Raw genomic sequence first — 13,263 nt, forward strand, 5'->3', positions numbered from 1 at the left:
TATTATTACTTGGATCGACTTTTGATTTTGCCAATCAATCTCTTCATTTGCCTACGGTCAAATCTTAAAGCCCGACCACAGCTGGTTGTGACAGTTGGCTTCCTTGAAGTCGATAGCCATGATTATAAATATTTGCTCGACCATCACGGCAGAAACCGACTAAAGTCACATTGCTTTGCTCCGCAATCTCAGTAGCCAACGCCGTCACGGCTGACATAGCAAACAGAATTTGAATACCGACACTTGCCGCCTTTTGTACCATTTCAAAACTGGCGCGGCTGGTTAACAATACCGCAGCGGGTTTTGCTGCATACCGTACAGACATCGCCCCGATCAATTTATCTAAAGCGATATGTCGGCCAATATCTTCAAATAGATAAATCACCTCCCCGTTTTCATTTACACCAATTGCAGCATGGGTTGCACCAGTTAAAGCAAAAGTCTGTTGTAGTTGTTTGACTCGGACTAAAATCGGGTCGAGATGGGCAATGTTGAATCTGATATCGGATCCGACGACTTGAACTGGTTTTACAGCATCTTTAAGCTGTGCAACACCACAGAGACCACAGCCAGTGCGTCCCGCCATGCTACGGCGATGCTCCTTTAACTCATTGAAACAGCGTTGATTAATCTCTATCTTAATGATCACGCCATTAGAAACATATTCAAGTTCAATATCTTTTATATCATTAATGGTTGAGACAATTCTTTCCGAAAGCGTAAAACCTATCGCAAACACTTCCAAGTCCTGTGGGCTTGCCATCATGACTGTGTGCGCCAATCCGTTATACACCAACGCCACTCTTACCTCATTGGCGAGTAATTCAGTTTGTTCAACATTCCCTGCCGTGCTAAATCGAGTCACATCGGCTGTAACAACTGAATTAGGGAAAGAATTATCAGCAACCATCAACGCATCTCCTGTTAACTACGTTTTCTAAGCTTCATGGGCCAGCAATAGCGGATTGACAGTTGTCGCACCATAGCCCTTTGTATTGAGCTCGGCATCCAATCCCATCGATGCGATATCATCCGCTGCCGCATCTAACAATGGCAAACGATTGATAAACAACATCTTAGTATATCCTTTACACGCCTCGCAGCTCTCAATCCGTACGGCAGCCTTATGATCTTCAAACGACCAAATAGACATCTCACGGGATTGTTCGCAGCAGGTACAATGGGCGCGCACATAATGCCACTCAGTTTCGCACAGACTGCAATGCAGATAACGCAGCCCTTCGCGGGGTTTATCGACAATCATGCTGGCGACAGGATGACTGCCGCATACAGGGCATAAACTGGACTGCTTAACCCTATTGGTATCCATACGCGCAATCACCATGGGCGCCCAATGGGACCAATAGAGTGACAAACCCGCCCAAATAAATAAGCTAAACTGTGCGGGTACGGCACTAAACTGCCCTTGTCTCAGTTGATTGCTCCACTGGAGCAATTGGACTGGCGATTGCTCCAGTAGCTCCTGGAGAACAGGCACTAAATGTGCGGGCACTTGGGATTGCAATTCTGTCAGCAATGCTTGCAATGGTTGTAACCAATCCTGAGCCGTTTGAGTTTGGCTTAGGGACAACGGATATGGCGCCTCAACGTCAATCATTGGTGCTGGGCCCATATCCGTTGCCGCCAGTTTTTGCTGCGCAGACACTAGGATTTGGCAGAGCTTAAGATAATCCGCCAGCGGAGAATCCTGCGCTAATTGGGCTAAACGACGTGCTCTATGTTGATAAATTTTTTCAGGATCTGCTGCTTTTAGCGGTTTCAAAGCTAAGGGAGATTTATCAACAAAACTTAACGGGATATCGCTGGCCATCTTCATCGCTATTATTCCTCGTGTTCTTCTAACATGGCTGGGTGGTGCTTACGAGCCCAAGCCTTAGATACTTTGCCGTAGAGCATCCCAGTGATAGAGCCTTCAATCCAGCAGGCCATCCATACGTGTACCACTAGGGATAACAGCATTAATATGCCGCAGGCCGAGTGGACTAAGGTGGCCCAATTGACGGCTTCTGCCGAGAACATGGGGGCAAAATAAGGTTGCCACATCATGATGCCGCTGATCAGAAACGCCAGTACAAAAACCACAAAGGCGCGGAATAACATTTTCTGACCTGGGTTGTAGTGGCCCACGGGTGGAATGTTCTCTTCTTTTTGCAGTAATACCCACACCACGGCTTTCATCCAGGGCAAATCGTATTTATTCCACTTATTGTGCTGGTAGTAGCGGATTAACATCACCGCCAGCAGCAGACACATGGCAATTCCAAAGAATGGATGCATCACTTTTGCCAGTTGTGGTGTGCCAACAATGCCACTGAGCCACTGGAACGAGGGATAAAAAAACGAGAACCCCGTTAGAAAGGTCACTAGGCCAACAAAGACTATGGTCCAGTGACACAGACGATCAACGAGCTTATGGCGCACGATCATTTCTTTATGACTCATAGTTTTTCCTCCTCTTTGACGCCGGCATCAATATAACCAGGCTGATCTTCCTCGACGATGTTGCGCCCTACCGCAATGCGGTGCATCAGGGCGAACGCCGCCGTTGCGAGCAAGCCTGCGGTGCCCAACGGTTTGAGCCAATCTTGACGCCATTCGGTTGCCGCAGGGATTTGCGGATCCTTGGGCATGCCATAGCTTTCGGGTTGCGTGATGTCGTGGAGGATCATCATCATATGCGTTCCGCCAACGCCCTCTGGGTTATAAAGTCCCGCCTTGCTGAAGCCACGTTCCTTTAACTGCTCGACGCGTTTTTCGGCATAGAACAACATGTCTTCGCGGGTACCAAAGCGCAGTGCTCCCACGGTGCAGGTTTTAACGCAGGAAGGCTCGAGGCCAACGGCGAGCCTATCTGAGCACAGAGTGCACTTATAGGCTTTGTTATCTTTGGCGCTGATCTTAGGCACATTGAAAGGACAGGCACTGGCGCAATAGCCGCAGCCAATACATTTGTTCGAGTCAAAATCCACTGTGCCATTGGCATGTTGCACAATCGCTCCGCTGGTTGAACAGGCTTTTAAACAGGCTGGATCGGCGCAGTGCATACAGGCAGTGTGGGTAAATTGCCAACGCAACTTATTGTTATCCATCACTTCGTGATACTGCATTATGTTCCAGCTTTCCGGTGACAGTGTCATCGGGTTCTGGTAACTGCCTTGGAAAGTACCGACATCTTCACGAAGGTCATTCCATTCGGAGCAGGCAACCTGACAGGCCTTACAGCCGGTACATTTCGTCGCATCAAACAGCTTAGTCACCTGCTGGACCGCTCCAATGCGTGCTTGAGACGCTGGGGTGATGTCCGTGGTGCCTGAGATGCGGATAATATCTTGAGAAGCCATAATTAGAAGCCCTCCGCTTTGGCAATATTCACAAGGAATGCTTTGTATTCAGGGGTTTGGGTATTGGCATCGCCCACAGATGAAGTCAGTTCGTTAACGATATAACTCTTCTGCGTCAAGGCCTCGTAGCTGCCATGGCGTGGAATACCAATGGTATGGACTTTTTTGCCCTGAACCATCATGGGTTGGAGCCGTTTAGTGACATAGGCCTTAGTGACAATATGCGAGCGCTTAGAGCTCACCTTGACCCAATCACCGTTATTGATGCCCTTTTCCGCCGCCAAGGTTTCATCGATTTCGATAAAGTGCTGTGGCTGGGTAATCGCAGCAAGGTGACAATGTGTGGTCCAGTTGTTGAAGTGCTCCGTCATTGAGTAAGTGGTGCCAACATAGGGGAATTCTTCATTGGTACCAAAGCTTTCACGTAAGCCTTTGAACATCCGCGCCACCGGGTTATTGGTGACCTTAGGATGTAGCGGGTTACTCGCCAGTGGTGATTCAAACGGCTCGTAATGCTCTGGGAATGGGCCATCTTTTAAGTCACGCAGCGCAAATAAGTGGCCAACGCCATCGGCTTGCATGATGAAAGGATGGGCCGATTCTTCGGCATTCAATTTGGCATTAAAGTCTGGCACATCAATGCCCTGCCACTTGTTGTCTTTATACTCGAGCAGTACACGGCTTGGATCGCGCGGCTTACCTTGCACGTCGCAGGAGGCGCGGTTGTACAAGATGCGCCGGTTTGCTGGCCAAGCGAATGACCAATTTGGGGTAATGCCTTTGCCTGATGGATCGCTATTATCGCGACGCGCCATCAAGTTGCCCGCTTCGGTCCACATGCCTGAGTAAACCCAAACACCACATGAGGTTGATCCATCGGCTTTTAACTCGGAGAAACCATTGAGTAACTTACCGGTAGTGAGATCATAACCATTCATCTCCCGCGCGATTTCCTCTGAACTAGGTTCATGTTCGATCGCATAGTCCCATTTAATGGCTTCAATTGGCGCAGGTAAACGACCACCCTCTTCACGGTATAAACGTTTTAATTCCAGCATGATGCCAGAAAGAATTTCAGGATCAGACAACGCTTCGCCGGGTGGATTTGCGCCCTTAAAGTGCCATTGTAACCAGCGGCTTGAGTTGGCAATTGAACCACTTTCCTCAGCAAAACAGGTCGTGGGTAAGCGGAAGACTTCAGTTTGAATACTGGCGGTATCCACATCGTTAAACTGACCTGCATTGCGCCAGAAAGTGGAGGTTTCGTTTGCAAGTGCATCCAGCACAACTAAGAACTTCAGATTCGATAAGCCCTTAGACACTTTTTGTTTATCGGGCTGAGAGTTAAGCGCGTTGATGCCTTGGATAAAGTAGCCATTGACCTCACCGTGAACCATCATGTCGATTTGCTTGTTGATATCGTACTGTTGGTCCCACTTTGGCAGCCAGTCATAGCCATAATCATTCTCTGCCGTCGCATGTTCACCGAAGAAGGCTTTTAACAACGACACGGTAAAGGCTGGGTAATTGTGCCAATAGTTGGTTTGGTTTGGTCTTAAGGCTTTTGGGGTGTAATGGGTTAAATAGTTTTGTAAATCAACATCTTTATCTTGAGGTAATTTAAGGTAACCCGGTAAGGCTTGGCACAATAACCCTAAGTCCGTTGCGCCTTGAACGTTTGAGTGACCACGCAGTGCATTCACGCCGCCGCCCATGATCCCCATATTGCCAAGCAGCAATTGGATCATCGCCATGGTGCGGATGTTTTGCGCGCCGACGCTGTGCTGTGTCCAACCGAGGGCATACAGGAAGGTGGCGGCTTTATGGTCAATATGGGTTGCCCCAATTTGCTGACACACTTCAAGATAGGTTTCTTTAGGCGTCCCAGTGATACTGGAAACTGTGTCGGGATCGTAGCGATCAACGTGTTTTTTCAGCAGGTTAATCACGCAACGAGGATGACTTAAGCTAGGGTCGACCTTAGCGTAGCCCTCTTCATCTAACTCATAGAACCAAGTAGATTGGTCGTATTTATGGTTAGCTTCATCGTAGCCACTGAATAAACCTTCATTAAATTCAAAGTCTTCCCGCACGATAAACGAGGCATTGGTATAGGCTTTGACATAGTTAAGGTTGATTTGCTGGGTTTCGAGCAGGTAGCGGATCATGCCGAGTAGGAAGGCAATATCGGTGCCCGAACGAATAGGCGCATATAAATCGGCGACGGCAGCACTGCGGTTAAAGCGCGGATCGACCACAATCAACTTGGCATTGTTGTGCTCCATCGCTTCTGTCACCCAACCAAAACCGACGGGATGCGCTTCAGCAGCGTTACCGCCCATCACAATGGCCAGATCGGTATTTTTCATATCTGCCCAGTGGTTAGTCATAGCGCCGCGGCCAAAGGTGGGCGCCATCGCAGCAGGTGTCGGAGCGTGACAAACGCGGGCGATGTTATCTATGCCTAACATGCCAATGGCACGGCCAAATTTATGGGTAATGTAGCAGCCTTCGTTTGCTTGGGCCGATGAAGTCATCATGCCTAGACTGACTAAGCGGTTAACGGTTTGACCCTGGGCATTTTTTTCAACCAGATTGGCATCACGCTCGTCTTTGATAAGTCTTGCGATACGCTTAAAGGCCTCATCCCAGCTAATGCGCTGCCATTTATCCGAACCAGGTAAACGCACTTCAGGATATTTTAAACGGTGCGGGCTATTCACATAGTCAACCAAGCCAGCGCCCTTAGGACACAGAGCTCCACGGTTAATTGGATTATCGGCATCGCCCTCGATATGAAAAATGCTCTGCTCCGCATTTTTCCCATTACTGCTCTGGCTGTACATCAACAAACCACAACCCACAGAGCAGTAGCAACAATTGTTACGCGTCTCTTTTGCGCGTAGCAATTTAAAACCTCTGACGGATGCAAATGCCTTTTCGGACATCAACCCCAGTGCAGAAATAGCAGAAGTCGCGGCTCCCACAGCACAGAGTTTAAAAAACTGTCGTCTATTCATTGTCATTTCACACACTCTCTTTTATGTGCTCACAAGTTGCAGCGAATACGCTGCATGCTTGAGTAGAGAACTTAACCCTACTCAAGGTGCGAGTATAAAAAAGTGACTAATAATGACAATTTCCGACAGGTGATCGAAATCACATTAAGCTTTCAATGGAATAATATCCTGATATATGTAAGTTTTATTGTGATTGTTGAATTAATATTTTTAAATAATGTTATTTCTCAGGATTTAACTATTTTATTGATATGGACATTTTGATTAGTCATTTTGTCCACTTTGTACCAATTTCTGATAGCCGTAAATCTTATTGTTGATGCGCGTCACAAAGATGGCGTTAGTTGCTCAAATTATGAGTGAAAATACCGATTAGCCGCTTTTTGAGCAAGATCACAATTTAAGGTAAATGATTGGGGCGATAAGCGGCGATTTTGCCTGAAAGCGCGGTAAATCGTTTTTGACTAAGGGATTGGTGAGTGGATTTGATAACAAAATTTGCGCTAAAAACGCTGATGTTTACTTAGATCTAACCGCAAAAACGTGGGGCGGTTACGCCATAAATACCCTGTAATTGATAGATAAACACATCCCCCGCTTGCGGCTCTTGAGCTAATTGCGATGCGTCAAGTGAGTGTTTAGCACTGGTCACGATAAGTAAATCTAATTTTGCGCCGCCAAAGGCGATGCTGGTTGGGTTTGTAACGGGCAATTTGAGGATAAGACCGACTTTACCGTCTGGACGATAGCGTACCACTTGGCCACCGCCCCACTGGGCATTCCAAAGATAACCCGCCGCATCGACATCGGCGCCATCAGGGAAAATGTGATGGCTCGTGCTCGCAAAGAGGCGCTTACGACTCAATAGCCCCTGCTCAATATCAAAATCATATTGATAGATTTGGTGTTTTGGCGAATCAGCATGGTAGAGCGTTCGCCCATCCACGCTCCAGCATAGGCCGTTGGAGATTTCGAGATTTGAGAGGCGTTGGTGGCAATGCCCATTCTCATCCAGACAATACAGGGCTGCCGTTTGTTGCAAAGTATCGCGTCGCTCAACCATAGTGCCCGCCCAAAAACGCCCTTGCCTATCGATGCGACCATCATTAAAGCGATTGCCGGCAAAATGAGATTCTGGCTGCGCCAACCATGTCAGGCTTTGATCTTCAATATTATAAGTCGCAATACCGATATCGAATGCGACGATCAGTGTTGTAGGCTTTGCCGTGAGGCCAAAGGAGCCGACGCGGTGCGGCATGGAGAAAGTATCTAGTGTGCGGGTGGCGAGAGTAAAACGATAAATCACAGAGGAGAGAATGTCAGTCCACCAAATGGATTGGTGTAATTCATCCCATAATACGCCTTCTCCAAGGAGGTTTCCTACTGGGAGCGTCATCAACAGCTCGCCAACCGTGACCGTTTGCATTGCGTTACTCAGAAATAAACTCTGTAATCAAGAAAGGCTTAATCTTAAACAACTTATGGGATGAAGCAAGGGTAAAACGTGAATATAGCTTGTGGTTCTTTTAGCTACCGGCTTATCGCGATAATAGTCGATAAATGACCTTCATAATCGCCAAGGTTTAAATATCTTAAGACATTGATTTAAAGCACCATTGAGAGTAATGCCAATCAGTTAAGAGCTGACAGGCCTTTTCTTTTGACTGGGTATTTCCTTGGTTTCGCTATGACACATCGAGGATAAACCCTTAATTCTCGTTGTATCGGTAGTTTATGCTGCTCTGTTTCTGCGATTAAACTATCAATCCTTTTCGGAATGGTTCCGGCCAGTGCAAACGCGGTAGTGAGTTGCATAAAAAAATCCGATGACGAATGGTCATCGGATTTTGAGCTTTTGAATGGGATCGTCAAGCGATCTGGCTTAACTGATCAGTTATTGATTAGATTCGCCAAATAAATCAGCCACATCTTGTTCAGTAATCGCTTCGTCATAGAACTTGATTTCATCGATTGCCCCTTTGAAAGGCGTATCCCAGAAGTTGACCCCGACCGCAAACTTAGTGGTCGGTACTGAGAATACGTCCGGGAAGTTAGCGCCGGTAAACTTCAATTCACCATTGATATAAACCTTCACATCGCCGCCATTCACTGTGTACGCAAGGTGCGTCCATTGGGATTTTGGCATCACAAAACCGGTTCTACCGTCGTACCATGCTGTGCCTGACCATAACACCATGCGCTCATAATCATTTTGACCGCCAGGTAAGACGCTGGTCCAGCTAGAATCGGTCGCATAACCAAACAAGGCTGTAGTGTACTTATTCAGCTGCTCAGGATTGAGCCACATCGACACTGAGTAGGTGTAGTCTTTGATAAGGTTATTCGGCAATACAATACCAGAGGCACCATCAAAGACCGCCGCCTTACCTACCGCGCCGTCCATATAGCTGATTTTACCGCCTTCGACACCAATCAGGTTACCCACTAAAGTGCCCGCACCGAAGTTAGCGGTACTGTCGTTAAGATTATCTTCGAAACTGTAAACCGCTACAGGTGTTGGTGGATTCTTAGCTTTTACGGTTGCGGTGAAGACTTTGGTTTGAGTCGCATTACCCAGTTTTAAGGTGGCCGTTAAGGTGACCACCTTGTCTTCTTCACCACGTGCAGGTTGCGTTACGCTTCCATGGGTATCAATAGTCGTTGGATCTGAAGATACCCAAGAAATCGCCGCAGCATAAGGACCCGTTACTGGCAGTTCGATATTTTTACGCACCGCCGATAAGTCGCCTAGCTCCAGAATGGCCGTTGCTGAGGACAAGAGTTCACTGTCGGCTAACTTGTCGATATCGAGGGCTTTGACTTCTTCAGCCGTTAATGCCGCTTCATAGATTTTGAGTTCATCAATGAGGCCGTTGTATGGCAGATCCCAGTAGTTAACGCCAAGACCGAAAACGCCCTGTGCGCCCGTAAAGTAGTTCGCAAGGTTACCGCGGCTAAAGCGCTCAACCCCGTTGATAAAGACTTTAACTAGCCCTTTATTGACGGAGAACGCCAGATGCGACCACGTGTTTTCAGCGATGCGCTCGCCGGTTACACCATCAAACCAACTTTCAACCGCGGCACTGCCGCTGGTATCAATATTGTGACTCCAGAACATGGTATTACCGTCCCAACCCTGTGGCAGCATGCTGACCCAAGTATTGGAGAACTTGCTACCATCTTCAGCGGTTTGCTCGTTAACTGCGCCGAAGAATGCCGTGGTAAACCCTGTAATAACCGCAGGACTTGCCCAAAAAGACACTGTGTACTCGTAGCTGGAGATAATGCCCGATGGTAGTAACACCCCGTGGGTACCATCGAGTGACAGGGCTTGTCCTTCAAAGCCTGTGGCGTAGCCAATGGCATCGCCCGCTTTGAAGATCCTATCGCCAGTGGGTTGGCCATCACCAAATAAGCCCAAGGAGTCCTTGAGGTTATTCTCGAAGCTGTAGTGGGCAATACGGTTATAGGTTTTATGGGCAAATACGGTAATTTGGAAGGTTTTAGTCACCTTCTTTCCATTGACCATAATTGTCGCGGTTAAGGTGACGACCTTATCGCCCTCGCCAACGTTGGGTCGGATAATGGTGCCATCGGTTCTGATCACTGACTCGTCGCTCGATTGCCACTCGATAGTTGATCCACGGGTACCTTGTGTCGGTAAGGCGATTTTACCTTCGGTAGCTTCGGTCGGCAGGCTAATGCCGTTTGCCGATGCCGTTAAAATTTCCTCAGTGGTTTTATCGGTGAGCTTCACGCCCCAAATACTTACCCCATCATTAGAAATGGCGCTAAATGTCGGCATGAGTTTGTTTTGCTCAGGATCCCATTGCCAAGCGAGTACTCCTTCAAAAGTGCCTAAATTGTCTAGCATTAAGGTGATTTGGTTGTCATCGCCCTGCTGGTAAGTACCAGTCACATCGCCAGATACATTGCCTTTATTGGTCCAAGTACGGGATAACTTAATGTGCAGGGAGGTGTGCGCCGCCGTATTGATATCTTTTGCGTGATTAATGAATTGATAATCACCAGTGACATCGATTTCATCGACAATGTTATCGCCGTTGATCGGTGCATAACGCTGTGGTGAGGCAACTAACCAACCATCGCTGTTGAGAAATAGCTCATGCACGCGCACGCTGTGACCTTCGCCGGTATCGGGGAAGCGCGTATGGAATACTAAGAAGTATTTGCCCGTTTGTGCATCATAAAAAGCGGAGTTGTGGCCGGGTGACAGGTAACCGTGATCATGACCCACATCGCCCGGGTGGGCAACAAATTGGAAACCGCCCATCAGTTTGACGCCATAATCGGCGATATTGCCTGCGGCTGTTGCGCCAATCATGTCCAGACCCGCAGCATCCACATAGGGACCGTTAGGATTTTTAGAGCGAGAGATACGAATGTTGTAACCGTCTTTTTGGGCGAAGCCACCAAAGGAGGTAAACATATAATAGTATTCGGATTCAGGGCTATAGATAACATAAGACCCTTCAATCGCACTGTAATTGCCGCCCATGATCTTAGTGCCATAGCCCTGATCCGCTAACGGTTTACCCGTTGCTGGATCTAACTGCATCACCCAGATCCCGCCGGAATAGGAACCATAGGTCATCCATAGACCGCCATCTTTATCGTAAAACACGGCTGGATCGATAGCGTTAGGGTCGACAAAACCATTGTAGTTTTGACCATTGGCACCGGGGTTTTCGGCTCCAACCTGTCCAGACTTTAAGATCAAGCCTTGGTTAACATAGGGACCGAGAATATTGTCCGAGGTGGCCATCCCCAAATAGGAGCGCGATACGCAATCAATCTTATCGGGGCCGCCACAGAAGTCGTAATAGAAATGGTACTTACCGTCGGCAAGCTTTATCACATCCGGTGCCCACGAACCAACAAAGCCACCCGTCCATGCGGTGCCTTCCGCGATTTCTGACGCATAGGTATTGAACAGGCTGCTCTCGGGTACACCATCTGAGGCAATTTGTGTCCAGTTCATTAAATCCGTAGAACTGGCCACTGCCAAATGGGAGCCGAAAACATAATAAGTGCCATCGGTATCTTTAATGATGGAAGGATCATGAACTACTGCGTTTTTGTAGCTCACCTCACCTGCCACTGTCGGATCTGCCGATGTCATAGGAGGGGGAAGTGTAAAGGTATTTGTGTCGTCTGCACTGTAGCTGCTGTCGTCCCCACCACAGGAGGCTAGTGCCATGATCAAGCTTGCTGACACGAATGAGCGTTTAAGCACCATGAGCGTCGTTCCTTTTATTGTTGTGTTTGATAATTAGGTTAGCGTTTATCAATGTACCAAATCCAAAAGTAATACAATACTACTGTAACACTAAAATTACATTAGCATTCTGGGGATAGAAGTAAATATCTTGTGACAGAGATTTGTGAGATTTTGCAAAACATTTGACGTTAAGGTCAGCTTGCTGGGTCTGTTGTGCCTATTCAACTCAGGTCGTGTTTTCACCATCAAACCATCATTATTTTAAATTAATTCATTTTATTTCATATAGATAACCGTAATTCATCCCTTTTTCCGCATTTTAACGAAATGTGATCTTGCTTTCCTATTGCGTCAAACAGTGAGTTGACATGCAATATAGTCATACAATATGATTTTAACAGTTATGATAAATTCTTAACCTCGCCCGTTGGAGCGTAATTGACTTAATGCGGCGCACTATACGCTACAAAATAGGCAACAAAATTCTAAATTTTCAGGGACACTGTGGGGATGTCCGTGACTCTGAAGTGGAATAAAAAAGACCGGGACGTCAGATGGTGTCTTAGGCTACCGGGTCAAATAATAAAACTACCGGAGATTAACTAGATGTTTAAACAGACTTATTTGGCAAGTGCTATTCTGCTTGCTCTTGCTAGTCAAGCGACGTATGCGGCAGAAGCTGAAGCGACTCAATCGCCTCAGGCGGAAGAAACGGCACAGCCCTCTTCTGGCGGTAAAGCGCAAAATAACGAAGAGATGGAGATCATTCAGGTTCAGGGGATCCGCGGTAGTTTAAATAAAGCGGTAGAACTTAAACGCCAAAACATTCAAGTTGTCGATGCCATCGTTGCCGAAGATATTGGCAAATTCCCAGATAATAACGTGGTTGAAGCCTTACAACGGGTAACCGGTGTTCAAGTGACTGACCGCGCGTCTGGTGAGGCGAATGTTGTCAGTATTCGTGGTTTAACGGATGTGACGACCACAGTGAACGGCCGTCAAATCTTCACCGCAACAGGCCGCTCAGTTGCTATCGCCGATATTCCCGCCGCACTGCTTGGCAGTGTTGAAGTCTTTAAAACCCGTTCTTCTTCTCAAGTCGCCAGCGGTATCGCAGGTCAAATTGACATTCGTACCCATAGACCTTTTGATTTCCAAGAAGAAAAAATTTCGGTAGCAGCCAAAGGGATTTACTCTGATCAGCCTGACACTATCGATCCTAATTTCAGTGCCTTAATTAGCGACCGCTGGGATACCAGTATTGGTGAAGTGGGCGCATTAGTTAACGTCTCTTACATCCGCACCAACTATAACGATCAAGTGGTTTCACCTGGGGCATCCTTACCCTATTACGCTGAAACTGGTGTACAAGTTGACGATGCTTATTGGACTCGTGGTTTAGCCCATGGTTTAGATACCAGTGAAGGGGCCTTACTCAACGGTCAAGAATATCTGCTCATGCGCGACGCCGTATTCCAAAATATGAATAACGGTGAGCGTGAACGTCCAGCACTGAAGAATCCCCTGATGATTTACAAATAAATCATCAAATTAGGGTGGAAGCGCATCTTGTTGCATGATCAAATGGTTTCGCTAAAAACTACACTTGGACAACAAGATGCGCGAAGCCAATATCCTA

The 13,263-nt window shown here is 47.3% G+C and carries 8 protein-coding genes; 1 reads left to right on the forward strand and 7 read right to left on the reverse strand.

All coding sequences use genetic code 11. The features are described from left to right. Nucleotides 1–64: 64 nt before the first annotated feature. The 7 genes from fdhD to AEA42_RS13190 form a co-directional block, all read right to left on the reverse strand. Nucleotides 65–910 carry a formate dehydrogenase accessory sulfurtransferase FdhD gene (gene fdhD, locus AEA42_RS13160; protein WP_082389649.1) on the reverse strand — a complete coding sequence of 282 codons (846 nt, stop codon included), beginning with the start codon at nucleotides 908–910 and terminating at the stop codon, nucleotides 65–67. A gap of 27 nt (nucleotides 911–937) precedes the next feature. Beyond that, nucleotides 938–1,837 carry a formate dehydrogenase accessory protein FdhE gene (gene fdhE / locus AEA42_RS13165; RefSeq protein ID WP_055647959.1) on the reverse strand — a complete coding sequence of 300 codons (900 nt, stop codon included), beginning with the start codon at nucleotides 1,835–1,837 and terminating at the stop codon, nucleotides 938–940. A 5-nt stretch (nucleotides 1,838–1,842) separates the two neighbouring features. Then, nucleotides 1,843–2,463, reverse strand: coding sequence for a formate dehydrogenase subunit gamma (locus AEA42_RS13170; protein WP_037430467.1), 621 nt, complete (start codon nucleotides 2,461–2,463; stop codon nucleotides 1,843–1,845). Further along, nucleotides 2,460–3,362, reverse strand: a complete 903-nt coding sequence (gene fdxH / locus AEA42_RS13175; protein ID WP_047539941.1) for a formate dehydrogenase subunit beta — start codon at nucleotides 3,360–3,362, stop codon at nucleotides 2,460–2,462. Before fdxH ends, AEA42_RS13170 begins: the two co-directional genes overlap by 4 nt. A gap of 2 nt (nucleotides 3,363–3,364) precedes the next feature. Continuing rightward, entirely contained in the window at nucleotides 3,365–6,382 is a 3,018-nt protein-coding gene (gene fdnG, locus AEA42_RS13180) for a formate dehydrogenase-N subunit alpha (protein ID WP_082389650.1), read from the reverse strand. Nucleotides 6,383–6,911: 529 nt separating this feature from the next. Further along, nucleotides 6,912–7,808 (reverse strand): SMP-30/gluconolactonase/LRE family protein, encoded by an 897-nt coding sequence (locus AEA42_RS13185; protein WP_055647960.1) that lies wholly within the window; start codon nucleotides 7,806–7,808, stop codon nucleotides 6,912–6,914. 468 nt (nucleotides 7,809–8,276) lie between these two features. Further along, nucleotides 8,277–11,642, reverse strand: a complete 3,366-nt coding sequence (locus tag AEA42_RS13190; protein ID WP_055647961.1) for a LamG-like jellyroll fold domain-containing protein — start codon at nucleotides 11,640–11,642, stop codon at nucleotides 8,277–8,279. 588 nt (nucleotides 11,643–12,230) lie between these two features. On the opposite strand from AEA42_RS13190, the gene AEA42_RS13195 reads away from it, so the two are divergent. Next, nucleotides 12,231–13,166: a TonB-dependent receptor plug domain-containing protein gene (locus AEA42_RS13195; protein ID WP_055647962.1), complete on the forward strand. Its 936-nt coding sequence runs from the start codon at nucleotides 12,231–12,233 to the stop codon at nucleotides 13,164–13,166. Nucleotides 13,167–13,263: the final 97 nt, after the last annotated feature.

Origin of the sequence: Shewanella sp. Sh95 (genome assembly GCF_001308045.1) — a bacterium.
Lineage (GTDB): Bacteria > Pseudomonadota > Gammaproteobacteria > Enterobacterales > Shewanellaceae > Shewanella > Shewanella xiamenensis.